The organism is Maritimibacter sp. UBA3975, assembly GCF_002384975.1.
In the GTDB taxonomy this organism is placed as follows: domain Bacteria; phylum Pseudomonadota; class Alphaproteobacteria; order Rhodobacterales; family Rhodobacteraceae; genus Maritimibacter.
In genome coordinates, this window is sequence record NZ_DGCP01000011.1 from 370,605 (window position 1) to 396,799 (window position 26,195).

General features: G+C 65.6%; 31 protein-coding genes. 16 read left to right on the forward strand and 15 right to left on the reverse strand.

Annotated features, from left to right (window positions below; genetic code table 11):
• Window positions 1-144: 144 nt before the first annotated feature.
• The 3 genes from B2585_RS12560 to B2585_RS12570 all read left to right on the forward strand — a co-directional run bounded on the left by B2585_RS12560 (window position 145) and on the right by B2585_RS12570 (window position 3,435).
• Window positions 145-1,794 (forward strand): DUF6504 family protein, encoded by a 1,650-nt coding sequence (locus tag B2585_RS12560; protein WP_292023571.1) that lies wholly within the window; start codon window positions 145-147, stop codon window positions 1,792-1,794.
• Between the two features lie 38 nt (window positions 1,795-1,832).
• On the forward strand, window positions 1,833-2,756 hold the full coding sequence (locus B2585_RS12565) for an AEC family transporter (protein WP_292023574.1): 924 nt from the start codon (window positions 1,833-1,835) through the stop codon (window positions 2,754-2,756).
• Window positions 2,757-3,099: 343 nt separating this feature from the next.
• Window positions 3,100-3,435 carry a DUF2794 domain-containing protein gene (locus B2585_RS12570; RefSeq protein WP_292023576.1) on the forward strand — a complete coding sequence of 112 codons (336 nt, stop codon included), beginning with the start codon at window positions 3,100-3,102 and terminating at the stop codon, window positions 3,433-3,435.
• Window positions 3,436-3,438: 3 nt separating this feature from the next.
• Here B2585_RS12570 and B2585_RS12575 read toward each other — a convergent pair whose 3' ends face one another.
• From B2585_RS12575 to B2585_RS12585, 3 genes are all read right to left on the reverse strand, one after another.
• On the reverse strand, window positions 3,439-4,293 hold the full coding sequence (locus B2585_RS12575) for an NlpC/P60 family protein (RefSeq protein WP_292023577.1): 855 nt from the start codon (window positions 4,291-4,293) through the stop codon (window positions 3,439-3,441).
• The gene (locus B2585_RS12580) at window positions 4,290-5,675 is read right to left on the reverse strand and encodes a leucyl aminopeptidase family protein (protein ID WP_292023579.1); all 1,386 of its coding nucleotides are present in this window, start codon (window positions 5,673-5,675) and stop codon (window positions 4,290-4,292) included. Before B2585_RS12580 ends, B2585_RS12575 begins: the two co-directional genes overlap by 4 nt.
• A gap of 89 nt (window positions 5,676-5,764) precedes the next feature.
• On the reverse strand, window positions 5,765-6,142 hold the full coding sequence (locus tag B2585_RS12585) for a hypothetical protein (protein WP_292023581.1): 378 nt from the start codon (window positions 6,140-6,142) through the stop codon (window positions 5,765-5,767).
• 139 nt (window positions 6,143-6,281) lie between these two features.
• Here B2585_RS12585 and B2585_RS12590 point away from each other — a divergent pair, with 139 nt between their 5' ends.
• From B2585_RS12590 to B2585_RS12605, 4 genes are read left to right on the forward strand one after another with little or no spacing between them, the layout of a single operon-like run.
• Entirely contained in the window at window positions 6,282-6,932 is a 651-nt protein-coding gene (locus B2585_RS12590) for a carbonic anhydrase (RefSeq protein ID WP_292023583.1), read from the forward strand.
• Complete coding sequence (locus B2585_RS12595; RefSeq protein WP_292023585.1) at window positions 6,932-7,588, forward strand: lysophospholipid acyltransferase family protein; 657 nt, start codon at window positions 6,932-6,934, stop codon at window positions 7,586-7,588. The genes B2585_RS12590 and B2585_RS12595 overlap by 1 nt, the downstream gene beginning before the upstream one ends.
• Complete coding sequence (locus tag B2585_RS12600; protein WP_292023587.1) at window positions 7,585-8,526, forward strand: phosphatidate cytidylyltransferase; 942 nt, start codon at window positions 7,585-7,587, stop codon at window positions 8,524-8,526. The genes B2585_RS12595 and B2585_RS12600 overlap by 4 nt, the downstream gene beginning before the upstream one ends.
• A 2-nt stretch (window positions 8,527-8,528) precedes the next feature.
• On the forward strand, window positions 8,529-8,939 hold the full coding sequence (locus B2585_RS12605) for a hypothetical protein (protein WP_292023588.1): 411 nt from the start codon (window positions 8,529-8,531) through the stop codon (window positions 8,937-8,939).
• Window positions 8,940-9,003: 64 nt separating this feature from the next.
• On the opposite strand, the gene B2585_RS12610 is transcribed toward B2585_RS12605, so the two are convergent.
• From B2585_RS12610 to B2585_RS12635, 6 genes are all read right to left on the reverse strand, one after another.
• On the reverse strand, window positions 9,004-9,186 hold the full coding sequence (locus B2585_RS12610; protein WP_292023590.1) for a hypothetical protein: 183 nt from the start codon (window positions 9,184-9,186) through the stop codon (window positions 9,004-9,006).
• A 52-nt stretch (window positions 9,187-9,238) separates the two neighbouring features.
• Window positions 9,239-9,415: a hypothetical protein gene (locus B2585_RS12615; protein ID WP_292023592.1), complete on the reverse strand. Its 177-nt coding sequence runs from the start codon at window positions 9,413-9,415 to the stop codon at window positions 9,239-9,241.
• Window positions 9,416-9,492: 77 nt separating this feature from the next.
• The gene (locus tag B2585_RS12620) at window positions 9,493-9,669 is read right to left on the reverse strand and encodes a hypothetical protein (protein ID WP_292023593.1); all 177 of its coding nucleotides are present in this window, start codon (window positions 9,667-9,669) and stop codon (window positions 9,493-9,495) included.
• Window positions 9,670-9,889: 220 nt separating this feature from the next.
• Window positions 9,890-10,144 (reverse strand): hypothetical protein, encoded by a 255-nt coding sequence (locus B2585_RS12625; RefSeq protein WP_292023595.1) that lies wholly within the window; start codon window positions 10,142-10,144, stop codon window positions 9,890-9,892.
• Between the two features lie 32 nt (window positions 10,145-10,176).
• The gene (locus B2585_RS12630; protein ID WP_292023598.1) at window positions 10,177-10,362 is read right to left on the reverse strand and encodes a hypothetical protein; all 186 of its coding nucleotides are present in this window, start codon (window positions 10,360-10,362) and stop codon (window positions 10,177-10,179) included.
• Window positions 10,363-10,583: 221 nt separating this feature from the next.
• Window positions 10,584-12,218 (reverse strand): mucoidy inhibitor MuiA family protein, encoded by a 1,635-nt coding sequence (locus B2585_RS12635; protein ID WP_292023600.1) that lies wholly within the window; start codon window positions 12,216-12,218, stop codon window positions 10,584-10,586.
• Between the two features lie 101 nt (window positions 12,219-12,319).
• On the opposite strand from B2585_RS12635, the gene B2585_RS12640 reads away from it, so the two are divergent.
• A complete protein-coding gene (locus tag B2585_RS12640; RefSeq protein ID WP_292023602.1) occupies window positions 12,320-12,823 on the forward strand; it encodes a hypothetical protein in 504 nt (167 codons plus the stop codon).
• Between the two features lie 6 nt (window positions 12,824-12,829).
• On the opposite strand, the gene B2585_RS12645 is transcribed toward B2585_RS12640, so the two are convergent.
• On the reverse strand, window positions 12,830-13,852 hold the full coding sequence (locus tag B2585_RS12645) for an aspartate-semialdehyde dehydrogenase (protein ID WP_292023604.1): 1,023 nt from the start codon (window positions 13,850-13,852) through the stop codon (window positions 12,830-12,832).
• 364 nt (window positions 13,853-14,216) lie between these two features.
• On the opposite strand from B2585_RS12645, the gene B2585_RS12650 reads away from it, so the two are divergent.
• Entirely contained in the window at window positions 14,217-15,530 is a 1,314-nt protein-coding gene (locus tag B2585_RS12650; protein WP_292023606.1) for a DEAD/DEAH box helicase, read from the forward strand.
• Here the strand turns inward: B2585_RS12650 and B2585_RS12655 are convergent.
• Window positions 15,527-16,714, reverse strand: a complete 1,188-nt coding sequence (locus B2585_RS12655; RefSeq protein ID WP_292023608.1) for an MFS transporter — start codon at window positions 16,712-16,714, stop codon at window positions 15,527-15,529. The two genes, B2585_RS12650 and B2585_RS12655, sit on opposite strands and share 4 nt — an antisense overlap.
• Window positions 16,715-16,830: 116 nt before the next feature.
• On the opposite strand from B2585_RS12655, the gene B2585_RS12660 reads away from it, so the two are divergent.
• The 6 genes from B2585_RS12660 (at window position 16,831) to B2585_RS12685 (ending at window position 21,657) form a co-directional block, all read left to right on the forward strand.
• Entirely contained in the window at window positions 16,831-17,286 is a 456-nt protein-coding gene (locus tag B2585_RS12660) for a MarR family winged helix-turn-helix transcriptional regulator (protein WP_292023610.1), read from the forward strand.
• Window positions 17,287-17,337: 51 nt separating this feature from the next.
• Window positions 17,338-18,513, forward strand: a complete 1,176-nt coding sequence (locus B2585_RS12665; protein ID WP_292023613.1) for an acetyl-CoA C-acyltransferase family protein — start codon at window positions 17,338-17,340, stop codon at window positions 18,511-18,513.
• 138 nt (window positions 18,514-18,651) lie between these two features.
• Window positions 18,652-19,383 carry a competence/damage-inducible protein A gene (locus B2585_RS12670; RefSeq protein WP_292023615.1) on the forward strand — a complete coding sequence of 244 codons (732 nt, stop codon included), beginning with the start codon at window positions 18,652-18,654 and terminating at the stop codon, window positions 19,381-19,383.
• On the forward strand, window positions 19,380-20,129 hold the full coding sequence (locus B2585_RS12675; protein ID WP_292023617.1) for a GNAT family N-acetyltransferase: 750 nt from the start codon (window positions 19,380-19,382) through the stop codon (window positions 20,127-20,129). The genes B2585_RS12670 and B2585_RS12675 overlap by 4 nt, the downstream gene beginning before the upstream one ends.
• Window positions 20,126-20,692 carry a peroxidase-related enzyme gene (locus B2585_RS12680; protein WP_292023618.1) on the forward strand — a complete coding sequence of 189 codons (567 nt, stop codon included), beginning with the start codon at window positions 20,126-20,128 and terminating at the stop codon, window positions 20,690-20,692. The genes B2585_RS12675 and B2585_RS12680 overlap by 4 nt, the downstream gene beginning before the upstream one ends.
• Window positions 20,689-21,657 carry an OmpA family protein gene (locus tag B2585_RS12685; protein ID WP_292023620.1) on the forward strand — a complete coding sequence of 323 codons (969 nt, stop codon included), beginning with the start codon at window positions 20,689-20,691 and terminating at the stop codon, window positions 21,655-21,657. The genes B2585_RS12680 and B2585_RS12685 overlap by 4 nt, the downstream gene beginning before the upstream one ends.
• Window positions 21,658-21,663: 6 nt before the next feature.
• Here B2585_RS12685 and B2585_RS12690 read toward each other — a convergent pair whose 3' ends face one another.
• The gene (locus B2585_RS12690; protein WP_292023622.1) at window positions 21,664-22,458 is read right to left on the reverse strand and encodes an SDR family NAD(P)-dependent oxidoreductase; all 795 of its coding nucleotides are present in this window, start codon (window positions 22,456-22,458) and stop codon (window positions 21,664-21,666) included.
• A gap of 205 nt (window positions 22,459-22,663) precedes the next feature.
• On the opposite strand from B2585_RS12690, the gene B2585_RS12695 reads away from it, so the two are divergent.
• Window positions 22,664-23,752: a GNAT family N-acetyltransferase gene (locus tag B2585_RS12695; RefSeq protein WP_292023624.1), complete on the forward strand. Its 1,089-nt coding sequence runs from the start codon at window positions 22,664-22,666 to the stop codon at window positions 23,750-23,752.
• Here the strand turns inward: B2585_RS12695 and B2585_RS12700 are convergent.
• The 3 genes from B2585_RS12700 to B2585_RS12710 form a co-directional block, all read right to left on the reverse strand.
• Window positions 23,749-24,360: a Crp/Fnr family transcriptional regulator gene (locus B2585_RS12700; protein ID WP_292023625.1), complete on the reverse strand. Its 612-nt coding sequence runs from the start codon at window positions 24,358-24,360 to the stop codon at window positions 23,749-23,751. The genes B2585_RS12695 and B2585_RS12700 overlap by 4 nt on opposite strands.
• A 72-nt stretch (window positions 24,361-24,432) precedes the next feature.
• Entirely contained in the window at window positions 24,433-25,038 is a 606-nt protein-coding gene (locus B2585_RS12705) for a cyclic nucleotide-binding domain-containing protein (RefSeq protein ID WP_292023627.1), read from the reverse strand.
• A 162-nt stretch (window positions 25,039-25,200) separates the two neighbouring features.
• On the reverse strand, window positions 25,201-26,106 hold the full coding sequence (locus tag B2585_RS12710) for a LysR family transcriptional regulator (protein WP_292023629.1): 906 nt from the start codon (window positions 26,104-26,106) through the stop codon (window positions 25,201-25,203).
• Window positions 26,107-26,195: the final 89 nt, after the last annotated feature.

A 26,195-nucleotide genomic window follows, 5' to 3' on the forward strand; every position in this document is an offset into this window, starting at 1 on the left:
GCTTTCGTCCCGGGCCACCTTAGCCAGCCATCCGTGAAACCACAGTAACAACCCCGCGAAAGCGGCCCATCGGCGGACTCGACTCCCCCGGCGCGAGTCGCGTATGAGAACATTATGTGAACATTTGCGATGCTGCCCGCCGCCATGCCTGCCAAACGTCACCTGTCGCTCTGGTTTCCCCGGCTTGCCGCCGAACGGCTGCTCCGGCTTGAGAGAGGTCTGCCCGAAGCACCCTTCGTGGTGGTCGAGGATCAGCGCGGCGCGCAGGTGATCGCCTCGATGAACGGGGCCGCGCAGGCCGCCGGGCTGACGCTGGGCCAGCCCCTGCGCGACGGGCGGGCGATGTGTCCGGGCCTGACCTCGCGCCCTGCGAACAAGCTTGCCGAGGCCGCGTTCCTCACCACCCTGCGCCGCTGGGCGGGACGGTTCAGCCCCTGGGTGGCCGAGGCCGCGCCGGACGGGCTTATCCTCGACATCACCGGCTGCGCGCATCTCTTCGGCGGGGAAGAGGGGCTGGCGGCGCAGATCGACGAGGATTGCGCCGGTCTGGGCCTGACCGTGCGGCTGGGGCTGGCCGATACGCTGGGCGCGGCCTGGGCGCTGGCGCGGTATTCGGGGATGGAGGGCGGCGGGCACCGCTCCGGCGACGAGATCGACCAGGAGGCGCGCGCCACCCGGTCGCGTGCCGTCAAGCGGCGGCACTGGACGCGCGGGGGCGCCGCGCCGAAGGCCCGGACCGAGGCGAGCGCGCCGCGCATCGCCGCCCCCGGACAGACCCGGCAGGCCATCGGCCCGCTGCCCGTGTCGGCGCTCCGGCTGGAACCCGACACGGTCGAGGCGCTCACCCGGCTCGGCCTGCGCCGGATCGAGGACCTGTTCGGCACGCCCCGCGCCGGGCTCGCCCGCCGCTTCGGTCGGCACATGGTGCAACGGCTGGACCAGGCGCTCGGGGTGGAGCCGGAGCCGGTCTCGCCGGCCCGTCCCCCGATGCGCTTCGCCGTGCGCATGGGCCTGCCCGACCCCGTGGGGCTGGAGGCGGACCTGCTGGCGAGTTTCGACCGGCTGCTGCCGGAGCTGTGCGACCGGCTGACCCGCGCGGGCCGGGGCGCGCGCCGGGTGCGGGCGGAATTTTCGCGCACCGACCGCACGATGCAGGCCGTGGAGGCCGGGCTTGCCCGCCCCACCGCCGATCCGCACCGCATCCGGCCCCTGCTGGCCATGAAGCTGTCGGACGTGGACGCGGGCTTCGGCATCGACGCGGTGCGTCTGGTCGCCATCCAGCACGAACCGGTCCACGCGGTGCAGCATCGCGGCCATCTGGACGCGGGCGCCAAGGTGGCGGGGACCGGACCGGGGGCCGGGCTCGACGACCTTCTGGGCCGGATCGGCACGCGGCTGGGGCTGGAGGCGATGACCCGCCTGCACCCGGCCGAAAGCCACATCCCCGAAAAGGGCGCCACGGTGGTTGCCGCCGTCTTTGCCCCCGCCTCGACGACATGGCAGGCGCCCGCCCGTGAACGCCCGCTCCGGCTCTGGCCCCCCGAGCCGGTGATGATCCCCGCCGCGCCCCTCCTCCCCGAGCGGTTTCGCTGGCGCGGGCGCGACCACGCGGTCGCCGGGGCCAGCGGGCCGGAGCGCATCGCACCGGAATGGTGGCTCGACGACCCCGGCTGGCGCACCGGGAGCCGCGACTACTGGGTGGTCACCACCGAACGGGGCGAGCGGCTCTGGCTCTATTTCGCCCACGGCGCGGCGCAGAGCGCGGGATGGTTCTGCCAAGGTGTTTTCGCTTGAGGATGGTGGCCCCCGAAATGTCGTGCTAGGGGCAAAACATGCTCGCTGTACTGATCCAGGTCCTGCCCTTTTTCGCCGTGATCGCCGTTGGCTATCTTGCGGGACGGACAGGCTTTTTCTCAGAAGCCGCGACCGCCGCGCTGACCAAGTTCGTATTCTATTTCGCGCTCTCGGCCATGCTGATCCGGTTCTCGGCCAACCTGAACCTTGGCGACGTGATCGACTGGCCGTTCATCTGGGCCTACCTGATCGGCACGACAGCCATTTACATCGTGGCCACCATCGTCGCACTGGTCCGGCACATCGGGCTGGAGCAGGCCGCGGTGGAGGCCCAATGCGCCGTCATCGGCAACACCGGCTTTCTCGGTGTCCCCATGCTCGCGCTGTTGTTCGGGGAAGAAGCCATCGGTCCGGTGATGCTGTGCCTTGCCGTGGACCTCGTGGTCTTCTCGTCGCTGATCGTGATCCTCATCACCGGGCACCGCGACGGTCGCGTGAGCCCCAAGGTGCTGGGCACCGTCGGCCTCGGGCTGGTGAAGAACCCGATGATCGTGTCCATCGTCGCGGGCTTCGCATGGTCGGCGACCGGTCTGCCGCTTCCCGGCCCGGTCAACGAGGTGCTCGTCCTGCTGGGTGCCGCCGCGACACCGGGCGCGCTGTTCGCCATCGGTGCCTCGCTCGCCTCGAAATCGGCCGAGCGGCTGTCGATCGCGGTCTGGCTTTCCTTCGCCAAGCTGGTGCTGCACCCGGCGGCGGTGGCGGTCATGGCGCTGCTGGTATTCTCGGTCGATGCCTTTTCGGCCAAGGTGATGATCTCGGCCGCCGCGCTGCCGGTGGCCGGAAACGTCTTCATCCTCGCCCAGCACTACGGCGTGGCGCCGGCGCGCGTTTCGGCGGCGATCCTCGTCTCGACGACCTTCTCGATCCTGACGGTCGCGGGCGTGATCGCGCTCCTCGGCTGAACCGGACGAAATGCAGGACGGTGGCCTGAGGGTCCCGATCGCGAGTCGGAATGCGCAAATCGGACGCGGCTTCGCGCAAAGCATTCACTGATAACCGGCAAGAACCCGCGCAAAAATGCAAAACCCCACCGCTCAGGGTGGGGTTTTGGATCCCGGTGCCGCAAACTGGGTGGGGGCTGTTGAACACGGCACCGGGGAAGCTTGCGCTTCGAGGACTGGTTTGCCTTCAAATCAGGGCGTGATTGCGGGCAGGCCGGGCAAAACACCGGGTCTTTTTGTGTCCTGAATCAGGCGGGCACATCCGGGGATTGATTTGCGGGCCGATTGAGCGCAGATTTTCCCCATGAACGCGCCAACACCGTTTCCCCGCGGCTCGGACGAAAAGGTCGCCTTTGACCGCCGTGAGCTTTCCATCATCCTTGGCCTTTATGGGCGCATGGTCGCAGCCGGAGAATGGCGCGACTATGGAATGAGTTTTCTGAAAGACGTTGCAGTCTTCGCCGTCTTCCGCCGCGCCGCCGAAAACCCGCTTTACCGGATCGAAAAACGCCCGAAGCTACGCGGAAAGCAGGGGCAGTATTCCGTGATCGGCATGGACGGACAGATCCTCAAACGTGGCGCGGACCTCAAGACCGTGCTGCGGGTGCTGGAACGCAAGCTGATCCGCGCGGTGGAGTGACGGTCAGGCGGTTACGCGGCGGTGGGCCAAGACAGGCCCCTCGCCCTGCTCTTCGATCCGCCGGATTGTGGCCCCGATCCCCTCATAGCTCACCGCCATCGCGCCCGCGTTGGCGTGGATGAACCTGTCGGCATCCGCCACCATCGCGACATGACCCTTCCAGAAGACGAGATCGCCGGGACGGTAGTCCGTCGCCGCCTCGCCCGCGCTCATCTGCTGGTCGCTGTCGGCCGGGATCGGGACGCCACACATCTCATAGGCCATTTGAACGAGGCCGGAACAGTCGATCCCGAAGCTCGAGTTTCCGCCCCAGACATAAGGTGTGCCGAGGAGCTTGGCGGCCTCCGCCACCGGGTCCGTGGCCTGAGCGTCCAGCGGGGCGAGATGCGCGGTCGGCACGGCATATTCGCGGAAACCCTCGGCATTCGGCTCATCCTGCACGAGGATCGTGGACCAGCGGGGGCCTTCGTCGACCACCTCGACCCGTGCGCCATAGGACAGGGGCATCGCCGGTTCCCACGCCTTGATGTCGGGCGTCGCCTTGCGGAAACTGCGCGCGGCGCTCACGCGGTGGGTGGCCGTGCGCAGGTCACGCAAAAGATCGGCGAAAAGCCAGCCGCAGTAGCCGTCACGCCCGGAGAAGCCGAAGACGAAGCGGTCCTCGCGGTCGAGCACGCAGAAACTGTCGCCGGTCAGAATCTCACGCTCACGCGGTCCCTGGGGCGTGGCAAGGATGGCGGCGGTTGTGACGTTGACCTGGTGCCAGGTACCCTCGGTGAACCGATCCGCCTTGACCACGCCTTCGAGCGAGACATGGGCCACGCGCCCGTTGGATTTCAAAAGCCGCCGGTCGGTCACAGCTTGAGCATCCCCGGCAACGCTTCAAGCAAAGCGCGCGCACCCTGCCCGACGCCGCCCACGGGGCGGGCCGGGGCGGCGGACGGTTGCCAGCCGTAGACATCGAAGTGCAGGTAACGATCCGTGTCGGTGACGAAGCGTTTGAGGAAGAGCGCCGCCGTGATCGACCCCGCGAAGCCACCTTTGGGCGCGTTGTCGAGATCGGCGATCCCCGGCTCGATCATCGTTTCATAGGGTGCCCAGAATGGCAGTTCCCAAACCGGATCGGCCACCTTCGGCGCCGCGTGGCGCAGCGCGTCGGCATCCATGCCGTCGCTCGCATAGAACGGAGCGAGGTCCGGGCCGACGGCGACGCGCGCCGCGCCGGTGAGCGTCGCCATCGACACCACGAGGTCCGGCATCTCCTCATCCGCCAGCGCGAGCGCATCGGCCAGCACAAGCCGCCCTTCCGCGTCGGTGTTGTTGATCTCGACCGTCAGGCCCTTGCGGCTCGTCAGGATGTCGCCGGGGCGGAAGGCGTCGCCTGCGACGGCGTTCTCGACCGCGGGGATCAGGAGGCGCAGCTGGAGCGGAAGCCCGAGGGCCATGATCATGTGGGCGAGGCCGACGGTCGTGGCCGCACCGCCCATGTCCTTTTTCATCAGACCCATCGCCGCGGCGGGCTTGAGGTCCAGCCCGCCGGTGTCGAAACAGACGCCTTTGCCAACAAGCGTGAGGGTCGGGCCGCGGGTCCCCCAGCGCAGGTCGATCAGCCGGGGCGCACGGGTGGCCGCCCTCCCGACAGCGTGGATCAGCGGGAAGTTCGCTTCGATCAGCGCGTCTCCGGTCGTGACCGCGACCTCGGCTCCGAAGGTATCGCCCAACGTGCGAACCGCGGCCTCGAGCTCATCCGGCCCCATGTCGTTGGCCGGCGTGTTGATGAGGTCACGGGTCAGCGCCTCACCCGCCGCGATCGCCTCGATCCGGGCGGCGTCCACCCCGTCCGGGGCGATGAGCATGGCCTTGGGTGCGCTCTTTTTCGCATAGCGATCAAAGCGATAGCCGGCGAGCAGCCAGCCCAGCGCGACTTCGTCCAGCGCGGGGCCTGTCAGGTCGGTCACGAGCCGGAAGGTCGCGTCCGGCAGTTTCGCCCGCGCGCTCGCGACGCCGAAACGCTTGCGTGAGCGGGCGCGGGCGTCGCCAAGGCCCACCACCGCGGCCTCCGGCGCGCCCTCTTTTCCGGGGAACACGACCACCGCGCCAAGCGCCGCCCTGAACCCCGAGGCCGCGAGCCAGGCGGCGTGGGGCGCGGACAAGGATGCGGTGAAATCCTCCAGCCCCTCCTTGTCGACGAGGGTCAGTGGAAGCGCATCTTTGGCAGAGGGGGCGAAGGTCAGCGACATGGTGTCTCCGGTCAGGTCAATGATCCGGCAAGACTAGCGAGTCGGGGAGGGCCTGCAACTTGGTTTCACCCGGCCCCCGTGGCCCAGGGTCACCCGATCCCGTCCGCCATGTCCCAGACCGCCACCAGCGAGCGGTCCCCGATCCGCTCCAACCGGGCCGTCACCGCGCAAAGCGCCGCCGCGTCATGGCCCGTGGCGACATCGGCGACGTCGCGCGCCACGCGGGCGAGCTTGGTCATGCCGACCTGTTGCGCGACCGCCGCGAGTGCCCGTCCGTTGGCGGCAAGCTCGGCCATCCGGCCCGCGCGGTAATCGACAGCCACGCCCGCCAGAAGCGCAGCAAGCTCCTCCAGCGCGTGGTTGACGACCTTGTCGGCGCCCACCGGCCCCAACTGGCGATACAGAACCTCAAGCTGGTCACGATCCAACGTAACCGGCTCGGCATGTTTCAACGTGGCCACAGACATGGCGAACACCCTTTCCCCTCAAAGCGGGGCCATCATGCCCCTTGCCCCTCAAGAAAAGGTTTCCGCGCCTCTTTGAAATCCCTCGAATTTCCCGAAAAACCCGCCTAAACACGGATAACCGCAATCGCAGGGAAGAGGCATGGAACACGCAAGACCGCTACCGAAATATCTTGTCCAGCGCTACCAGGGCTGGAAAGCCACAAGCTTTGCCGAGAACAAATCGTGGTACCGGCGACTGGCGAGCGAAGGTCAGCACCCCCGCGCGATGATCATCTCCTGTTGTGACAGCCGTGTGCACGTCACCTCGATCTTCGGTGCGGACCAGGGTGAGTTCTTCATCCACCGCAACATCGCGAACCTTGTGCCGCCCTACCAGCCGGACGGGAACCAGCACGGCACCTCGGCGGCGGTGGAATACGCGGTCACGGCGCTCAAGGTCGCCCATGTGATCGTCATCGGCCATTCGTCCTGCGGTGGCGTGCGGGGGTTTTACGACATGGCCACCGGGAACGCGCCAGAGCTGACCGAAAAGTCGAGCTTCGTGGGCCGCTGGATGGACCTGCTCCAACCGGGCTACGACCGGATCAAGGACAGCTATTCGGGTGACGAATGCATCAACCATCTTGAGCGGGAAGCCGTGAAGGTGTCGCTCGACAACCTGATGACGTTTCCTTTCGTCGAGGCGGCCGTCAAGTCCGAGGAGCTTTCGCTCCACGGGCTCTGGCATGACATCGGGGAAGGCGGGCTGAAGTATTTCGACGCGGACGCCGACGCGTTCCAGCCCGTCTGATGACGCTCGCGCTGCGGGGCCTCAAGGCGCTCGCAGCGCTTATCGCGGGGCAGGCCATCGTCCTGTTCGCCCGCCTCGTTACCGCCCCGCGCGCGGTCTGGGCTGGGTCCGATCCCGTCCCGACCCAGCGGATCTATTTCGCCAATCACACCTCGAACGGCGACTTCGTGCTGGCATGGGCCGTGCTGCCCCCTGCCCTGCGTGAGCGGACCCGGCCCGTCGCGGCCTCAGACTACTGGCTGAAGTCGCGGCTGCGCGCGTTCGCCGGGCGCGACGTCTTCCGCGCCGTTCTTATCGACCGCAACCCCGAGACGCGGGACGAGGACCCGGTGGAAAAGATGGTCGCCGCGCTGAATGAGGGGGCGAGCCTCATCATCTTTCCCGAAGGCGGGCGCAACATGGGGCCCGACCCGCTCCTTCCGTTCAAGACGGGCATCTACCACGTCGCCCACAGGCGGCCGGACGTCGAACTCGTGCCGACGTGGATCGAGAACCTGAACGCCATCCTGCCGAAAGGCGAGGTGATCCCCGTCCCGCTTCTGTGCACCGTCACCTACGGTCAGGCAGTCCATCTGAAGGATGGCGAGGACAAAGACGCCTTTCTCGGACGCGCCGCGCAGGCATTGCGCGCGCTGAAACCGGAGCGGCCCGAATGAGTGCGTCGGCCGAATTCTATGGGTTGCTTCTGGCCATCGTCCTGGTGCTCTCGCTCGCCTCGATCCTCGGCGAAACCCTGAGACGCCGTTTCGATGCGGACGGCACCAACACCTTGGTCGAAAACCTGAACGCGCGGATCAGTTCCTGGTGGGCGATGGTGGTGCTTCTGGCCCTGTCCTTTCTGTTCGGGTCCATCGGCGTGATCGTCCTGTTCGCACTGTTGTCATTCGCCGCGCTGCGGGAATTCCTGACGCTCACCGCGAAAAGTCGGGCCGATCACTATGCGCTTCTCGTGTCCTTTTTCGTCATCGTGCCAGTGCAATACTGGCTGATCTATATCGACTGGTACGGGCTCTATTCGATCTTCATTCCGGTCTATGCCTTCCTGTTCATGCCGATACTCGTGGCCTTGCGGGGCGACACGACCCGGTTCCTGTCGCGGGTTGCCGAGACCCAATGGGGCCTGATGGTCGCCGTTTTCGCAGCCTCGCATGTGCCCGCCCTTCTCACTCTGGATATTCCGGGCTTCGACGGGCGCGAGATCCTGCTTATTGCCTGGCTCGTCGTCGTGGTTCAGGGCGCGGATGTGCTTCAGTACGTCTGGAGCAAGCTGTGGGGACGCCATCCGGTAGCACCCACGCTGTCACCCTCAAAGACGTGGGAGGGATTCGCGGGCGGAATCGTCTCTGCCGCGATCCTCGGTGCGGTGCTTTCCTGGCTGACGCCGTTCGCCGTCTGGCAGTCAGCAGGGGTGGCCGTCACCGTTACCCTGATGGGCTTATTCGGCGGCCTCGTCATGTCCGCGATCAAACGCGACAAGGGCGTAAAGGACTGGGGACACTTGATTGCGGGCCACGGGGGCTTTACCGACAGGTTAGACTCGGTCGTATTCGCGGCTCCGATCTTTTTTCACATTGTCAGATATTTCTGGTCCTAGGCATGAATTTTCTTCACTCGAACATCGCTCACATCGCGGCTGGCGTCACGATGATGGGCGGGTGGGCGTTTTTCGCGAACCTCGGCCATGACTGGCCCGCGCCCCTCATCGCCGGTCTTGTGCAAGGTATGATTACCGCAACGGTGACGCTGTTCATGAAGCGGGCGATCGAATGGGTCGCGCGGCGGACCGTTGGCGTGTTGCCCCCGACCCTGACGGCCAGCGCGATCTCTGCCTCTTTTCTCACGGTCATCCACACCGCGGCCCACACACCAGCGTTCTGGCTGACTGTCGCGCTGCCCTTCTCGGTCGCGACGATCTATGGCGCGACCTACACCTTCAGTTTGCGCAGGATCTGTGCGGCGGAGGCGGTGGAGGTTTCCGAGGATATGGACCTCGACACCGCTGCCTGAAAAGAAAAGGACGGACGCGGTGAGGGCAACCGCGCCCGTCCTTTCCGGATCGGGGTGAGATGGATCAGGCGGCGAGGCGCACGACGGCACCCTCCGTCCGGATCGAGCTGAATGCCGGGATCGGCTCGCTCTTCTTCGTCGGGGCGAAGTCGAAGATCGACACGACGTTGGAGGCGTTCTCGATTTCGTTTTCGAGGGAGGCGAGAGCGGCACGGCGGCCGGCGCGGGCTTTTTCGATGAGTGTCATTGGGGTGTCTCCAGAATGAGGGGTGTTGTCAGGAAGCTTCGGTCAGGGTGGCTCAGCAGGCCGAACCGATGGAAGCGAGGACGTCGGTCGTGACGTGGACGTTGCGGCGGGCGTGAGCCGCGTCTTTCCAGTCGGCGATGGACACCACGTTGTTCTGGAACTTTTCGCCGTTCGAAGCTTTGGGGGCTTTGGCGGCGCGGTAGGCGGTGAAGTCGATTACGTTGGTCATTGTCTGTTTCCCCAGGATTTTGTGGCCGGTTTGTTTTTTTCTCGGCCGGGTTAGGTTTGGTCAGGAGGGCGCGGTGGTCAGGCCGCGAGTTTCTTGGTTTGTCCCTTGGCGTCGGCATTCGAGAAGAAGTTCTCGACGTCTGCGCTGGTCAGGGACGGAAGGCGCTTGTTGCGGTCCCGGTTCGCGATGCCTTTGAGCGGCTTCGGGAAGCGGATCACCTTGGTGTCCTTCGGGTCGTGAGTGGTGGCAGCCATTCTGAACCTCGTGTTCATCTTTCTGTTCCGATGTGAACAAAGCTGCGCCTCGATTCGGGCGGGAAATTTGCTCAAATTGGGCAAGAATGAGACATTTCACGCTTTGAACACCGGAAAGCGCTGGGTTTCCCTACCTTTCGACCCAACTTTGCCTCACTTCGCCAAAAGTGCCCGATTCAAATCTGACCCTGCCGTGACGCGCGTCACAAGTGAGTCGCATTCACGCCGCAATGGGATTCGTGAGGAGAAGGGGCGCGTATTTCCGCCCCCGGCAGGACTGGAAGACCGGCACGGCTGTGCGTCTGGGGATCGTATTGTCGAACATGGACACGACATTGCCTGCCACCGCCGACCGTGCGCGCAGGCGGGCCAGCGCGGCGAGGCGACCGCGGCGCGCCTTATCGATGATAGGCAGATCCTCGCTTCCGGTGGTCGTGAGCGTTTCGGTGGTGGCGGTCTTGGCGCGGTTGGTCATGGCGGCTTTTCCTTTGACTGAAATGACTGGGATCAGGCGATATCGCCCGTCGTGCAGAGAACGGACGTCCTGAAGAAGACCCCGGTCGGCGTGCGGAAGGGCCGGGCCCGCCTTTTCCAGCGCTCGAGCGACACGACGGTCGCGGCGGCCTTGGCAAGTCCCGGCGCATTGGTGTTGGCGGGACGGGGCGGGGGAAATGCGATGACAGTGGTGTGCATGACGTTCCGGTCCTTCCGCGCCCGCGTGCGGGCGCGCGTGTGCGGTTTGATGGGGAACCGGTTTCCGGTGGGGCCTCTCGGGCCGGGGCGGGCTTTGCCGCAGGGCCGGCTGTCTTGCCGACCTAGACAGGATCGCCCCGGATTCGGACACAATTCGTGCGGCTCTGCGGCGAAACGGTGCCCAGAGAAAACGATTTTAGTTAAGGCAAATTGACAGAACCTTACGGCGCCCAGTTCAGGATCTGCCCCTCCGGCCAATCCAGCGTCACGGTGATCCGCACTTCCTGCGTCTCACCTGGGGCGAGCGTAAGGTTCCACGCGGACACGCCACGCCGGTCGTCCACGTCCGTCTCGTCCGGCGCGGGTTGGGCTACGACCGCAACCTCGAGATTCTCCTTTTCGGAAAAGGTAAGCGGATAGAGCGCACGCACCTCCTGCGTCTCGTCCGACAGGTTCTCGACCGTGAAGGTGATGTCCTGCTGCCGGGTGGAGGACCGCGTGATGATGCCGGCGTCCCCTTCCTCGTTGCGCTTGAAGATCGTGTCGAGGCGGATCGAGTCGATGGGACCGAAGGCCAGCTCCTCCTCCGCGCCCGCAGGGATCATGGGGAACGTGGTGCGCCCGACGAAAGCCCCGTCGCGCGACAGGCTCGCGTCACCGGGAAGGATCGGCTCACCCGTCACGTTGGTGAAGGATGCCATGAGGAAAGCCGTGTCGTCCCAGCGCGGCGCGGCCTCGATGCCGGGGTCCGCCGGGATGGTCAGGCTATCGAGTGCAAGCTCCGCCGCCTCGCCGGAAGCGATGGTGACCGGCTCGGGATAAACATAGGAAATCGCCAACCCATCGACCTTGAGGCCGGCGGTCTGCATCGGTGCGGGCGCGACGGCCATGTCGGCAACCCCCCTGCCTTCCTCGGCCATCTCCATCTCGACCATCGGTTCGGGCGCAGCGTTGCGGGCGAGTTGCGGCTCGAAGATCTCGGCACGGTCGGAATAGACTTCGCTCGGCGCGATCTGGTCGTTGGGCCGCGCGGTGGACAGGGTCAGGTCCACGTCCGCCCAGGTGCGGCCGTCGTTCTGGATGACGATGAGCTTGCGATCCAGCGTGAGTTCGCCCGCGTCGCGGTCGAGGTTCGCATCGTAGTCCACGCGCCATCCCGCCGCCCCGCTTTGCTCGGTCATCTCGAGCGCGACCGGCCCGGCCTCGGCCACCGTGACTTCCACGGTCAGCATGTCGTTCTCGGCCCCCGGCGGCGACAGGCGGGCGAGCGCGGCCTCGGCGGCAGAGAGTGCGCCGCGCAAATCCTCCAGCTCCTCTTCGAGCGGGCGCAGATCAGCCTTGGCCACGAGAATGGCCGAGCGGGTTTCGGCCGTCTGTGACGACACCATTTCGGCAATGGCGAGGATCTGGTCGGCAGTCGCGTCCTCCGGCGGCGTTATTCCGGCGAGGTAATCGGCCTTGGCCTGAAGCGCGGTAAGCAGCACGCGCGCCGTGTCCAATTCGTCCTGTTTGGCCAGGAGCCGATCCTCGGCGGCATCGCGGGCCTGCGCGGCCTCCTCCTGCGCCTCGGAATAAATGTCGCGCGGATCGGCCACCACGTCGCGGCGGAACCCGAGCGCACCGACGGTGACGCCGTCACTCACGGCGATGCGTGGCAGGCTCCCCGACCCGCCGGCCCTGGCATAAGGCACCATCACCACATGCGACCCGGCGGGGAGATCGATCTCGGCGCGCAGCGTGAGCGTCGCGCCGTCGGGATAGAGCGTGGCGGCGGCCACCGGTGCCTGAGCGAAGACGGTGTCGGCGGCGGCGGGCGCCGCGACGAGGAGAGCGATCAGCGAAACGGTGGCACGCATCGGGGGTCCTTTCTGGAAACCGGTGAGGGCACGCTAACGCGCCGGGCCAGACCGGGAAAGCGCCGTGATTTCCGTCGGCGCCTATTCACCGATCGGTAAGGATGATCGGCGAAGATGGGAGCATGGAGTTGCAGGACGTCACTTTCGCGATGCCGCCACAGATGGTCGAGGCGCTGGAGCGCATCGGTCGCGACCTGGACCAGACGCCAGGTCAGGTCTTGCGCGACCTCGTGGCGCGCGAGCTTCGGCGGCGCACCGGGGCGAAGACGCCCAACCGGGCGGATGAGCCGCTCGTCGCGCGCCTTCAGCGGCTCCTCGCTGCCGATATGGCGAGCGCGACCGGCTGGGCCGACCTTGCCGACCGCCTCGCGCGCAGAGGCCATGAAGTGCGGCCAGCGGGCGGCGGCCTGACCCTTCACGACCGGGAGACGGGCGCGCGACTGTGCAAATTGTCGGAACTCGGCTTCCCCTATTCACGACTCGTGCGCAAGTTCAGGTGCCCGATGCCGGGCCATCCGCACCGGATGCGGCACATCCTTAATGAAAACGCCGCCGGGGTGTCCCCCGACGGCGATGACGATCTCATTCTGATCGAAGACGACTGAGGTGCGTCAGCCTTTCTTCAGAACCTCACGGCCCAGAAGCTCGGCGATCTGGACTGCGTTCAGGGCCGCGCCCTTGCGCAGGTTGTCGGACACGCACCAAAGGTTCAGGCCATTCTCGATGGTCACGTCCTGCCGGATGCGGCTGATGAACGTGGCGAAATCGCCCACGCATTCGACGGGCGTGACGTAGCCGCCCGGCTCGCGCTTGTCGACGACGAGAAGGCCCGGCGACTGGCGCAGGATCTCGCGCGCTTCGTCTTCGTCGAGGAATTCCTCGGTCTCGATGTTGATCGACTCGGCATGACCCACGAAGACGGGAACGCGCACGCAGGTCGCGGTGACCTTGATCGAAGAATCGATGATCTTCTTCGTCTCGGTGACCATCTTCCATTCTTCTTTCGTGTCACCTGAATCCATGAACACGTCGATCTGCGGGATCACGTTGAAGGCGATCTGCTTGGGATAGGCATTCGGCTCCACTTCCTGACCCGGCACGAACATGCCCTTGGTCTGGTTCCAGAGCTCGTCCATCGCGTCCTTGCCGGAGCCGGAAACCGACTGGTAGGTCGACACGACCACGCGCTTGATCTTCGCGCGTTCGTGCAACGGCTTGAGCGCCACGACCATCTGCGCGGTCGAGCAGTTGGGGTTCGCGATGATGTTCTTCTTGGAATAGCCGTGGATGGCGTCCGGGTTGCACTCCGGCACGATCAGCGGCACGTCCGGGTCGTAGCGGTAGAGCGACGAGTTGTCGATCACCACGCAGCCCGCCTTGGCCGCGACCGGCGCGTATTTCTTGGTGGCGTCGGACCCGATGGCGAAGAGCGCGATGTCCCAGCCCGTGAAATCGAACGTGTCGAGATCCTTGGTCTTCAGGGTCTTGTCGCCGAAGCTCACCTCGGTGCCGAGCGACCGGCGCGATGCAAGCGCGGCGACTTCGTCCACGGGGAACTGGCGCTCGGCCAGGATGTTGAGCATTTCGCGACCCACGTTACCCGTGGCGCCGCAGACGACGACCTTGTAGCCCATCTGGCTCTCCTTTGCGGTGTCAAAGTTTCGGGCGCTGATACAGGAATGCCGGAGGAGGTGAAAGGGTTTCATCCCTCACCATTCGTGACGGGCTCCATTGACTTTCGTGACGGATGGCCCGATATGCGACCCATCCCGAACGCGGCCGCGTGAGCCGTCGCCGCCAGACAACCATCAAGAAGATGTGCGGCAGGGTCGGGATGAACGGGCCCAAGCGGCCCAATACAGGTTCCCAATTCACGCGGGGGGCTTCGCGCCGGACGGTGACGGGCAAGCGCCCCGTCATGAGGCTCGACGCGTCCCAGCGACGACGGCGCATGATGCGCCGGCAGAGCGGAGCGATTGCGCTTCGCGGAAAGACGATATGACTTCCTTCAAAGACCTCGGGCTCGACCCGAAACTCCTCGCCGCCGTAAGCGCGGCGGGCTACGAAACCCCCTCGCCGATTCAGGTGCAGGCCATTCCCCACGCTCTTGCGGGCACCGATGTGATGGGCCTTGCCCAGACCGGCACCGGCAAGACCGCCGCCTTCGGTCTGCCGCTCGTGCAACAGCTCCTGGGCGGGCATGACAAGCGCGAGCCGAAATGCGTGCGTGCGCTCATCCTCGCCCCGACCCGCGAACTGGTGAACCAGATCGCAGACAACCTGATCGACTATGTCAAAGGCACCCATATCAAGGTGAACACCGTGGTCGGCGGCAAGTCGATCAACAAGCAGGTTCAGATCCTCGCCAAGGGCACCGACATCCTCGTCGCGACGCCCGGCCGCCTGATCGACCTGATGGACCGCCGCGCCGTGCGGCTGGACCGCGCCACTTTCCTCGTCCTCGACGAGGCCGACCAGATGCTCGACATGGGTTTCATCCACGCGCTGCGCCGGATCGCGCCGGAGCTTGGCACACCGCGCCAGACCATGCTGTTCTCGGCCACGATGCCGAAGCAGATGGAAGAGCTGTCGCGCGCCTACCTGACCGATCCGGTCAGGGTGCAGGTCGCCACGCCGGGCAAGGCCGCGGACAAGGTCACGCAGGGCATCCACTGGGCGCAGGACAAGGGCGACAAGTTCGACCTTCTCAAATCCTACCTCGAGAAAGAGCCCGACGGGCTGTCGCTCGTCTTCGGGCGCACCAAGCACGGGTCCGAGCGGCTGATGAAGCAGTTGTGCGCGGATGGGTTCAAGGCCGTCTCGATCCATGGCAACAAATCGCAGGGCCAGCGCGACCGTGCGCTCAAGGCGTTCCGTGACGGCGAGGCCCGCATCCTCGTGGCGACCGACGTTGCCGCGCGCGGGATCGACATTCCGGGCGTGAGCCATGTGTTCAACTACGACCTGCCGGAAGTGCCGGAGAACTACATTCACCGCATCGGTCGCACGGCCCGCGCGGGTGCAGGCGGCGATGCGATCGCCTTCGTGACCGGCGAAGAGATCGGGCTTCTGCGCCAGATCCAGAAGGTCATGAGGATCGACATCCCGATCCTTGGCGGCCACCAGCCCGAGGAAGTCGACCCGCCGAAGCGTGGCGGCGGCGGCGGCGGGCGTGGCCGTGGCGGACCCCGTCGTGGTGGCGGCGGCAAGCCGCAGGGCCAGCCCAAGTCTGCGGCGCAAGGCGCCAAGAAGGCCGCTGGCGGTGGTCAGGGTCAGCGACGTCGCCGGACGCGCGGACGCAAGGCGGCCTAGTCCGTCCTGTCCCGGCTAAACAGGTAGATCGCGAGACCGACCAGCAGCGGGATAGCAAAGAACAGGAATAGGCTTTCATAGGGCGCGGCCGGATCGGTCGCGCCCTCTTTCGCACGACCGTAGACCCCGCCGGACAGAAACTGGAACAGCGATACCCCGCCGATGCCCATCAGGTTGATGAGCGTCATCCCGGCCCCCGCGAGATGCGGCGGAAAAAACGCGCGCGCATGTGCCATGATGAGCGGGAAGGATGCGCCGAAGAGGCCCACGGCGGCGAGGAACAGCGTCGTCGTGACCACGCTGTTGTCGGGAAAGGCCCAGAGCCCGAACAGGCAAAGCGCGGCGAGCGCGTTGCCCACGAAGATCACCCATTTGCGTGTCCCGAACAGACGGTCCGCTGGCCCGTAGAGGAAATTCCCCGCGATCATGGCAAAGGCCATGACGAGCGTCACGACCCCGATACCGTTCGCGGTCATCCCGAACACGTCCTCGAGATAGGGTCCCGCCCAGAGACCGCGCAGACCGGCGGCGGGGGCGTAATTCACGATCTGGATCGGGAAGATGAACCAGAGCGCGGGAATGGCCAGAAGCGTGAGGACCGATCCCTTCTTCTGGCCCGGCTCGTGTTCGAAGGCCGGCGGGTCCTTCACCAGCACGGCCATGACCAGCGCGATTACGAGGCTGAGGACCGCGAGGCCCCACATCGTTTCGCGCCAGCCCATATTCTCGACCGCCCAGGCCATCGGGTAGGACGCGACGACATTGCCGAAGGTGCCTGTGCCGAGCACGACGCCCGCCAGCGTGCCGAACACGCGCGGCTCGAATACGCGGGCAAAGGTGAAATAGCTGGCCATAAGCACCGGCGAACAGCCGACCCCGATGAGCGCCATGGCGAGCTTCACCGCGCCCGGCCCTTCGGCCACGGCAAAGAGCGCCGCGCCCCCCGCGGCCCCGATGCCGAACAGGACCGAGGCGGTCTTTTTCGGCCCGACGTTGTCGAGAAGCCAGCCGACGGGGATCTGCATCGCGGCGAAGACGGCGAACCAGAGGCCGGACGCCTGGCTCAGATCCCCGGGAGTCGCGCCGATGTCGGCGTTGAGGACCGGTGCCATCACCGCGAGGAATGCGCGGTAGAACTGGCTCAAGACATAGGCCACCACGAGGGTCACGATCCCGGCGCGCATCTGGTTCTCCTCCCGTTTGCGTCCGGGCACATGGCCCCAAAGCTCCCGGGTTGGCAAGACCCCGGCGCTTGCCGCGCGGGCGGCTTCGCGGCATACATCCCGAAAAGGGGATATTCGTGACGCGGTTCGACCTCGAGACCTTTCTGCCCTACCAGCTCAATGAGCTGTCGCGCGCCGTGAGCGCCGGGTTTTCGCACCATTACCGGGAACGCTACGGGATCACTGTCGCGGAGTGGCGCGTCGTCGCGCACCTCAGCCAGGAGGACAAGGTATCGGTGCGCGAGATCACCCGGCGCGTCGGCATGGACAAGCCAAAGGTCAGCCGGGCGGCCACCCGGCTGGAGGCGGGCGGCTATGTCGTGAAGGTGGTGAACGAAACCGACCGGCGGCTCGTCCAGCTGACCCTGACGGACAAAGGGCGCGAGATGATCGCCACCCTCGCCCCGATCGCCCAGGCCTATGACGCGGAACTCCGCAACGTTCTGGGTGACAAATACGATGCGTTCCGCGAAGCGGTGACGCTCCTGACCACGCGAACGCGGGAAAGAGACCCCGCTGACGGAACGTTCTAATGGACATTCTGCATATCTTGTAGAATGTCACCGTATACACGGAGGTATTCCATGACTGATATCGTAATTCTCGGCGGTGCCCGCACTGCCATCGGCACGTTCGGCGGATCGCTCGCGGGCACCCCGCCGATCACACTCGGGGCAACGGTCGCGAAAGAGGCCATGTCCCGCGCCGGCGTCGAAGGGGGCCAGATCGGCCACGTCGCCTTTGGCCACGTCATCAACACCGAGCCGCGCGACATGTACCTGAGCCGCGTTGCGGGCATCGAGGCTGGCATCCCGGACTCGACCCCGGCCATGAACGTGAACCGTCTTTGCGGTTCCGGCGCGCAGGCCATCGTATCCGTCGTCCAGAACCTGATGCTGGGCGATGCCGATTTCGGTGTCGCCGGCGGTGCCGAAGCGATGAGCCGGTCGCCCTACATCCTGCCGCAGGCCCGCTGGGGTCAGAAGATGGGCGACGCGGGCGCACAGGACATGATGCTGGGCGCGCTGAATTGCCCGTTCGGCACCGGCCACATGGGCGTCACCGCCGAGAACGTGGCCTCGGAGTGCGGCATCACCCGCGCGGATCAGGATGCTTTCGCGCTGCAAAGCCAGGAGCGCGCGGCGAAGGCCATCGCAGAAGGTTACTTCAAGGACCAGATCGTGCCGGTCGAAGTGAAGGTGAAGCGCGACACGGTCGCCTTCGACACCGACGAGCACCCGAAACAGACCTCTGCCGAGGCTCTCGCGGGTCTACGCCCGGCCTTCCAGAAGGACGGGACGGTCACGGCGGGCAATGCCTCCGGCATCAATGACGGCGCGGGCGCCATCGTTCTGGCCCGGGCCGAGGCGGCGGAGAAGGCGGGCCTTACGCCGAAATTCCGCGTGTTGGGGTATGCTCATGCGGGCGTGCGGCCCGAGGTCATGGGGATCGGCCCGATCCCGGCGGTGCAGAACCTCATGGCGCGCACCGGGCTCAAGGCTGACGATTTCGACGTGATCGAGTCGAACGAGGCGTTTGCGGCCCAGGCGCTCGCCGTCTCTAACGAGCTCAAGTTCGACCCCGCCAAGGTCAATCCGAACGGCGGCGCCATCGCCCTGGGGCACCCGGTCGGCGCGACCGGCGCGATCATCACCGTGAAGGCGATGTACGAGCTGGAGCGGATCGGCGGCTCCAAGGCGCTCATCACCATGTGCATCGGCGGCGGTCAGGGCATCGCCATCGCGATCGAGCGCATCTGATCACGCTGCACGCACCGGCCTGCCCGATGGCGGGCCGGTGCGACACGAGCCGATCCCCGCCAACACGGCGTGCAATCGTGCTTTTGGCCCCCGGCAAAACAGACTAGTTTCGCGCCACGCCAATCTGAAGGGCCGGACATGACCAATCCCACCGCCGCGATGCTCGTCATCGGAGACGAGATCCTCTCGGGCCGCACCCGTGACATCAACATGAACGTGCTCGCCAAGTCGCTGACCGCGCATGGTGTGGACCTGTGCGAGGCGCGGGTGGTTTCGGACGACCGGGATGCCATCGTGACCGCGGTCCGCGCACTTTCGTCGGCCTATGACCATGTCTTCACCTCCGGCGGGATCGGACCGACCCATGACGACATCACCGCAGACTGCGTGGCCGCGGCGTTCGATGCCCATATCGACATCCGCGACGATGCCCGCGACCTGCTGATGGCCTATTTCGAACGGCGCGGCACCGAGGCCACCGAAGGGCGGATGCGGATGGCCCGCATCCCCGACGGCGCGACGCTGATCGAAAACCCGGTCTCTATCGCCCCCGGATTCTCGCTGCAAAACGTGCATGTCATGGCGGGTGTCCCTGCGGTCTTCGAAGCCATGGTCGCCTCGGTCCTGCCGTCCATCAAGGGCGGCGCGCCGCTTCTGAGCCAGTCCCTGCGCGTCGACCGGCCCGAGGGCGAGATCGCGGGACCGCTGCGTATTCTGGCGGAGGAATACCCCGGCCTTTCCATCGGCTCCTACCCGTTCCAGCAAAACGGAGCCTTCGGCGCCAATATCGTGGTCCGGGGACACGACGGGGGCGAGGTGGATGCGGCGATGGTCAAGCTCGCCGCGCTGTTCCCCGGAGAAACCGCGTGAAGCCGATCGCCCTTCCCGACAGCCGCACGCTCGTCGACGCCGTACTGGCGACCTGGCCGCCCGCCACGATCCGCCGCGAGGGTGCCTGGACGATCCGAGAGGGAAAGGGGGGCGGAAGCCGCGTCTCTTCGGCGACGGAGGACTGGCCGGTGACGGAAGCCGATCTGCCCACGGCGGAAGCCGCGATGCGCAAGCTCGGCCAGACCCCGCAATTCATGGTGCGCGATGGCGAGGGCGGGCTGGACAGCCTGCTTGCCTCGCATGGCTACGCGGTCAAGGATCCGACGAACCTCTGGGTCATCGAAGCCAGCGAGCTTGCCGGTGACAGAACCCTGCCGATGGGCGGTGGCTATGGCATGTGGCCGCCGCTTGAACTGATCCGCGACATCTGGATCGACGGCGAGGTCGGGGCAGAGCGGCAGGCGATCATGGACCGCGCGCCGGACCCGAAGGCGGGTATGCTCGCACGCGCGGGCGATTACCCCGGCGGTGCGGCCTTCGTCGCCATCCACGACACCATCGCGGTGGTTCATGCGTTGCACGTCTTGCCGGAGGCACGACGCAAGGGGGTTGCCAGGCGGCTTCTGAAACACGCGGCGATCTGGGCGCGTGCGCATGGAGCAGACGTGGTCGGACTGGCTGTGACGCAGGGAAATACCGCCGCCAACCCGCTCTATGCCTCGCTTGGCATGCGGCTCAGGGGGCAATATCACTACCGGATCAAGACGGAGGAGGCCCTGACATGACCGACAAGATCACCGCACTCGACCTGCCACAGGTGGACCCGCTGCCCGAGGCCACGCAGAAATACTTCGCGATCTGCGAGGAAAAGCTCGGCATGGTGCCCAATGTTCTGCGCGCCTATGCCTTCGACATCGACAAGCTCAATGCCTTCACGGCGATGTACAATGACTTGATGCTGGGCGACAGCGGGCTGTCCAAGCTGGAGCGCGAGATGATCGCGGTCGTGGTCAGCAGCATCAACAAGTGCTGGTATTGCCTCGTCGCTCACGGCGCGGCCGTGCGCCAGCTTTCGGGCGATCCGAAACTGGGCGAGGCGATGGTGATGAACTTCCGCGCCGCCGGCCTCAATGCCAGACAGAACGCGATGCTGCATTTCGCGGAGAAGCTGACCGAAGCGCCGGCCAAGATCGAGGAGTCGGACCGTCAGGCGCTGCGCGATGTCGGGTTCTCGGACCGCGATATCTTCGACATCGCCTCCACCGCCGGGTTCTACAACATGTCCAACCGGGTCGCTGCGGCCACCGACATGCAGCCCAACGACGACTATCACGCGCAGGCCAGATGAAGCGCTCCGCCCGCCTCCTGACGCTCGCCGCTCTCCTCGCGGCGACAGCGCTCCCCGCGCGGGCGGAACTGCTGATGCCGGCGGGCGCGGCCCTGCGCTTCGAGGAGCGGGAAGCGGGTGGAACCTATGACCTGCCCATCGGTGCGCATACGGGTGACGCGATGCCGACCATCCGGACACAGGGTGCCGTGCAGACCCGGGCGTGGCGGATCGGTGGAACCGGGCTGTCGAGCTACCAGCTGATCCTCAACTTCCGTCAGCAACTGATCGACGACGGCTATGACATCCTGTTCGAATGCGACGAGGATACCTGCGGCGGCTTCGATTTCCGCTTTGCCACGCCCGTCGTGCAGGAGCCTGAGATGCATGTGGACCTTGGGGATTACCACTTTCTCTCGGCCCATGTGCCGGGCGACAGCGGCATGTTCACGAGCGTTCTGGTCAGCCGGTCGGCCAGCGCCGGATTCATCCAGATCGTCGAGGTGAGCCCGACCGGCGACCTGCCCGATCCGGCCGTCACGTCGACCAAGGCGGACCCGTCCGACCCGGATGCGGGCGCGAATACGAGCGTGCCGCAGGCCGCGCTCGGGAACGTGGGCGAGGCGATGGAACGTGTCGGGCGGTATGTGCTTACCGACCTTCGGTTCGAAACGGGCTCCTCGGCACTCGGCGAAGGCACCTATGACAGCCTGACAGACCTCGCCGCCTACCTTGAGACGCACCCGAACCGTCGCGTGGCCCTTGTCGGCCACACCGACGCCGAAGGGCCGCTGTCTGCCAACATCACCATTTCCCGGCGCCGCGCCGCCTCGGTCCTGGAACGCCTCGTCACCGAGCACGGCATCCCGGCCGGGCGCCTTGAGGCCGAGGGGGTGGGCTACCTCTCCCCCCTCGCGTCGAACCAGTCGGATGAGGGACGCACGCTGAACCGGCGTGTCGAGGCGATCCTCATCACGACCGAGTGACACCTGTCACTTCGCCATCTTCGCCATCTGTTTCTGGATGAACCCGATCGCCCAGGTGGGTGCGAGCCGAACGAGGCGGAACAGCATCTTGGAATCGGAGCCGACGAGGATGTGCAGCTTACCGGCCTCCATCCCGTCGAGGATGATCCGCGCGGCATCCGGGGCCGAGGTCATGCGGGCGCCGGAGGCATCCGCGCTCCCGCTCATCTTTACCCCGGAATTCTCGGTGATATGCGTGTTTACCGCGCCGGGCATGACGACCGAGACATCGACTCTGGAGTTCATGAGCTCGGCATAGATCCCCTCGGTCATCAGCTTCACCCCGGCCTTGGTCGCCGAATACATCGTCTGGCCCGGGAACGGGATGAAGGCGCCCATGGACGCCACGTTGACGAGATGCGCTTCGGGCCGCGCCATGAGCCGGGGCAGAAACGCCTTGGTCATATTGATGGGCCCGCCGAAGTTCACGTCGACCACCCGGTCGATCACGTCGAAGGCAAGATCGTTGAAGTCCTCGAACGGCTGGATGATGCCCGCGTTGTTGATAAGCGCGTCCACCGCGCCGTGGGCCGTTTCGATCGCGTCAGGGAGCGCCATGACGGCCTCGCGGTCCGCGATGTTGGCCTCGTGCAGGCTCAACCGGTCTCCGGCCTTCGCACGGGTCTGAGTCTCCTTGAGACCGTCCATCCGCAGATCGACCGCCGCGACGCGCGCGCCACGGGCAAGTAGCGCGAGGACGAGTTCCTGCCCGATCCCGCTGCCGCCGCCTGTCACGACGACGACTTTTCCATCCAGTTTCATTGCCCACTCCCTATCCGGTCAGTTGTGTCCACTTAATCCGGCCCGTGAATCGCGGTCAATGCGAAGTCTTTGCGCAAACTGTTTCCGAAACCATTGATCAAAGCGACGCTTGGCCGTTTCACCCTCTTCACGGATGCATGCGCCGGGCGTATCATTCGCGGGCGATACGGGGGCGTCGCTGGGACATTGGAAGGCGCCGAAGCGCGTGAGGGATGCGGAAACAACAGTCGTCGGGTTTTCCGACGTCAGCCCGGACGTCTGGGATGCGATCGTGCCGGAAGGGCGACGCAAGCCGATGCATCTGTGGCAATGGGCGGCCTGTGCGCTGGACGCCTACGGCGAACGCACCACCGCCCGCGTCATCCTGATCGGCGATCCGAACCGCCCCGACGCTCTCATCCCGCTCATGCGACGCAAGGGAACGACCGGCTGGCACAGCCTGATCGGCAATGAGGGCGGCGGGGTGTGCATACCATGCCGCGACGACGACGTGGCCCCCCGCATCGCCGAGGCGCTCGTGACCTTCGGGCAGCCTGTGGCGCTTGGTGCACTTCCCGCTGCTTCCCCGGTCATCCCCGCTCTGTGCGCCGCGCGGGCGGGCAAGGCCATCGTGATCGCCCGTCCCGCGGACGCGCCGGTAACCCCCTTTCTCGACCTCGATGCCAGCTGGTGCGACCCGGCGGTTCACCTCAAGAAGAAGCTGGTTCAGTCGATCCGGCGCCGCGAACGCCGCCTGGCCGAGATGGGAGAGGTCCAGATGGATTTTCTCCGCCCGGCACCCGAAGAGGTGGACGCAGCCCTCGATGCGGCAATCGAGGTCGAAGCGAACAGCTGGAAGGCCCGCTCCGGCTCCACGCTGCGGTCAGACGTCAATCAGACGCGTTTCGTGCGCTGCTACGCCAAGGCGCTCGCCGAGCAGAAGCGGCTTCACTTCACGTTCCTGCGCCTCGACGGCAAGCCAATCGCCATGAGTATCGGCGAGACTTACGGCGGCACCTACTGGGCCCACAAGACCGGCTATGACGAACAGTTCGGCAAGGTCGCACCGGGTATCCTCATGCAATACCACCTCGTTGCGCATCTGGCCGAAACGGGGATGCGAAGGATCGACTTCCAGGGACGGCTGGACGGGTTCAAGCGCACATGGACGGAGCAGGCGGTCGAAGCCTCCAAGGTCCGGATTTACCCGTTCAACCTGCGCGGCGCGGCGGCCGTGGCGGGTGACGTGGCGCGACAGGGGCGCAATACGTTCCGTGCGCGCCTCAGAAAGCGCCCGGCACAGCTTCCGGCCTAGCGGCTTCGCGCCTCCTCGAGGTTGGATTGCATCCGCTCCGCCATGAGCCGCGACAAGAACAGGCCGAACCCGGGGTCGAGCACGGTGAGTTCGATGACCTTGTCTTTCGACAGGCGATAGATGGTGCAATCGCTCAGGCATGTCGCGGTGGCGGTGCGGGTCTGCTTGTCGAGAAACAGGGCGATTTCACCGAAGACCGTGCCATCTCCGATCTCTGCCTCCACCTCTTCGAACCTGACACGACCCCGGGCGAGGTAGCGCAGCGACCGGCCCGGATCGCCGGCACGGAAGATGACATCGCCGGCAGCGTAGTTCTGAACGTCCATCAGCGGCAGAATCCTGTCGATGTCTGGCACCCCCTCGGACGCCGACCGCACACGCCGTACGAGTGCAAGATGCTGCATGATCCGCAGGATATTGAGCGGCAGAAGGCATATGTGCAGCACGAGGGTCGGCATCAGTCCGGCCCCGGCGGAGTATGTGATGAAAGCCACATTCGATGCGATCGCTATCGCCCGGAGCGGCAGGATCGATTTCATGAAGAAGGTCGCGAAAACCAGAACGGCCGCCAGATATGAGACGATATCGATCCAGACCGGCAAGCTCATAGTCCCTCGACCTTTTCCTTCCCCAACCGGGCCGACATCATGGCAGGCCCCATTTTCAAAACCCGTTGTATCCTAATGCGTTTGCGCGAGCCGCACATTTTCTTGCAGCCGTGAGGCCACGAGTTTCGTCAGGAACAGCCCGAAACCCGGGTCCACCATGACCAGCTCCTCGACCCGTTTTCGCGACAGGCTGCGCAGGGTGCAATCGCTTGCGCAGGTTGCGGTCGCCGTACGTCCTTCGCCATCCAGGAATAATGCGATTTCGCCAAGTATGGCGCCGGGGCCAAGCTCGACCCCCAGTTCTTCAAGCCGGAGGGTACCGTCTTCGACGTAGAACAACGCATCCGCCGGGTCGCCTGAGCGAAACAGAACGTCGCCCTTCTCACGCCGGGTGCGCTCCATCAGTGGCACGACCTTGTCGAGGTCCGGCGCACCGCGCGAAGCCTCGCGAACCTTCTGCTGAAGCTGTCTGTATTGCAGGAGCCGCCAGACGTTGAGCGGCAAGAGCGCCGCGTCGAGAATGAGGATCGGAAGCAGGCCCGCGCCGATTGCGTAGATCATGAATGCGACGTTCGACACGATGGCGAACAGACGAAGCGGCACGATCTCTTTCATGAAGAAAGACAAAAAGACAAGCGCGGACGCAACATAGGACGTCACTTCAAGCCACGGTGCCATGAAAAGCCCTCCCCCTTCGACGCTAACAAGCGAATGCGCGAGCGGATAGGGGACGGACATTTGAACGGCACAAAAAAACGAGCACCAGCGGACTGCCATCCGGCTGGTGCTCAGGTGCCCTCAGAAGTCAGGCTGGGGATGACTGTCGTGGTGGCGCGTGGCTCACCAGCTGTCGGGGCCTTTCTCATTGAAGGCCGCGACGAGGAAATCGATGAAGGCGCGGACTTTGGGCTGGGTGAACCGGCCCGGCGGGTAGACCGCGTAGATGCCCTGCACGTCGGTCGGAAGCTCGGGGATCGCGTCCTCGACCAGACCTTGTTCCAGCGCGTCGGCATAGAGGAACGAGGGCAGGTAGGCGATGCCGAGGCCGGCGATGGCCGCATTCAGGAGCGATTGCCCGTCATTGACCGAGAGCCACCCTGCGGTGCGCACCTGACGCACTTCGCCCGACGGCGCCGGCACTTTCCAGACGTTGCCCGAAGACTGCGAGCTGTAGTGCAGAAGCTTGTGTTCGTTCAGGTCGTCGATGCGCATCGGACGGCCGTATTTCTGGAAATACGACGGGCTGCCGACCATGCGGCGGGTGGTGTCCGCGATCTTGCGGGCGCGCAGGCTGCTGTCTTCCATCTCGCCCACGCGGATGGCCATGTCGAAGCCTTCCGAGATGAGTTCGACATAGCGGTTGTTCAGCACCATGTTCACGTTCACGTCCGGGTAGTCCTGAAGGAACTGGCCCAGCACTGGCGACAGGTGGTTCACGCCGAAGTCGGTGTTCACGGAAATCCGCAACAGGCCCGAGGGCGCAGATTGCATCGAGGTGACGAGCGCGTCGGCCTCCCCCGCGTCGTTCAGCACGCGGCGGGCCCGGTCGTAATAGGCCAGACCGATCTCGGTCGGCGAAACGCGGCGCGTCGTGCGGTTCAAGAGGCGGGCACCCAGCCGCGCCTCGAGTGAAGATACATGCTTGGAGACGGCAGACTTAGAGATGCCCATTTTCTTCGCCGCGTCCGTGAAGCCGCCCTGGTCAACGACAGTGGCGAAGGCCTCCATTTCGGTCAGTCGGTCCATAAGTTTTCTTTCTACAGTCATCGCCCCAACACGGAATTGTATCGCCGTCAAATCGGGCAAGACTGTGATGCGTTCCGGACAAAAGGTTG

Excerpts from the sequence above, each read along its gene's own strand:
- B2585_RS12620 (WP_292023593.1), bottom strand. The coding sequence starts at position 9,669 with ATGGCTGCCACCACTCACGACCCGAAGGACACCAAGGTGATCCGCTTC.
- B2585_RS12705 (WP_292023627.1), bottom strand. The coding sequence starts at position 25,038 with ATGGCACCGTGGCTTGAAGTGACGTCCTATGTTGCGTCCGCGCTTGTC.
- B2585_RS12655 (WP_292023608.1), bottom strand. The coding sequence starts at position 16,714 with ATGCGCGCCGGGATCGTGACCCTCGTGGTGGCCTATGTCTTGAGCCAG.
- B2585_RS12625 (WP_292023595.1), bottom strand. The coding sequence starts at position 10,144 with ATGACCAACCGCGCCAAGACCGCCACCACCGAAACGCTCACGACCACC.
- B2585_RS12670 (WP_292023615.1), top strand. The coding sequence starts at position 18,652 with ATGACCAATCCCACCGCCGCGATGCTCGTCATCGGAGACGAGATCCTC.
- B2585_RS12600 (WP_292023587.1), top strand. The coding sequence starts at position 7,585 with ATGAGTGCGTCGGCCGAATTCTATGGGTTGCTTCTGGCCATCGTCCTG.
- B2585_RS12610 (WP_292023590.1), bottom strand. The coding sequence starts at position 9,186 with ATGACACTCATCGAAAAAGCCCGCGCCGGCCGCCGTGCCGCTCTCGCC.
- B2585_RS12605 (WP_292023588.1), top strand. The coding sequence starts at position 8,529 with ATGAATTTTCTTCACTCGAACATCGCTCACATCGCGGCTGGCGTCACG.
- B2585_RS12585 (WP_292023581.1), bottom strand. The coding sequence starts at position 6,142 with ATGTCTGTGGCCACGTTGAAACATGCCGAGCCGGTTACGTTGGATCGT.
- B2585_RS12690 (WP_292023622.1), bottom strand. The coding sequence starts at position 22,458 with ATGAAACTGGATGGAAAAGTCGTCGTCGTGACAGGCGGCGGCAGCGGG.
- B2585_RS12580 (WP_292023579.1), bottom strand. The coding sequence starts at position 5,675 with ATGTCGCTGACCTTCGCCCCCTCTGCCAAAGATGCGCTTCCACTGACC.
- B2585_RS12635 (WP_292023600.1), bottom strand. The coding sequence starts at position 12,218 with ATGCGTGCCACCGTTTCGCTGATCGCTCTCCTCGTCGCGGCGCCCGCC.
- B2585_RS12710 (WP_292023629.1), bottom strand. The coding sequence starts at position 26,106 with ATGGACCGACTGACCGAAATGGAGGCCTTCGCCACTGTCGTTGACCAG.
- B2585_RS12590 (WP_292023583.1), top strand. The coding sequence starts at position 6,282 with ATGGAACACGCAAGACCGCTACCGAAATATCTTGTCCAGCGCTACCAG.
- B2585_RS12640 (WP_292023602.1), top strand. The coding sequence starts at position 12,320 with ATGATCGGCGAAGATGGGAGCATGGAGTTGCAGGACGTCACTTTCGCG.
- B2585_RS12615 (WP_292023592.1), bottom strand. The coding sequence starts at position 9,415 with ATGACCAACGTAATCGACTTCACCGCCTACCGCGCCGCCAAAGCCCCC.
- B2585_RS12560 (WP_292023571.1), top strand. The coding sequence starts at position 145 with ATGCCTGCCAAACGTCACCTGTCGCTCTGGTTTCCCCGGCTTGCCGCC.
- B2585_RS12645 (WP_292023604.1), bottom strand. The coding sequence starts at position 13,852 with ATGGGCTACAAGGTCGTCGTCTGCGGCGCCACGGGTAACGTGGGTCGC.
- B2585_RS12685 (WP_292023620.1), top strand. The coding sequence starts at position 20,689 with ATGAAGCGCTCCGCCCGCCTCCTGACGCTCGCCGCTCTCCTCGCGGCG.
- B2585_RS12595 (WP_292023585.1), top strand. The coding sequence starts at position 6,932 with ATGACGCTCGCGCTGCGGGGCCTCAAGGCGCTCGCAGCGCTTATCGCG.
- B2585_RS12650 (WP_292023606.1), top strand. The coding sequence starts at position 14,217 with ATGACTTCCTTCAAAGACCTCGGGCTCGACCCGAAACTCCTCGCCGCC.
- B2585_RS12565 (WP_292023574.1), top strand. The coding sequence starts at position 1,833 with ATGCTCGCTGTACTGATCCAGGTCCTGCCCTTTTTCGCCGTGATCGCC.
- B2585_RS12680 (WP_292023618.1), top strand. The coding sequence starts at position 20,126 with ATGACCGACAAGATCACCGCACTCGACCTGCCACAGGTGGACCCGCTG.
- B2585_RS12665 (WP_292023613.1), top strand. The coding sequence starts at position 17,338 with ATGACTGATATCGTAATTCTCGGCGGTGCCCGCACTGCCATCGGCACG.
- B2585_RS12570 (WP_292023576.1), top strand. The coding sequence starts at position 3,100 with ATGAACGCGCCAACACCGTTTCCCCGCGGCTCGGACGAAAAGGTCGCC.
- B2585_RS12630 (WP_292023598.1), bottom strand. The coding sequence starts at position 10,362 with ATGCACACCACTGTCATCGCATTTCCCCCGCCCCGTCCCGCCAACACC.
- B2585_RS12700 (WP_292023625.1), bottom strand. The coding sequence starts at position 24,360 with ATGAGCTTGCCGGTCTGGATCGATATCGTCTCATATCTGGCGGCCGTT.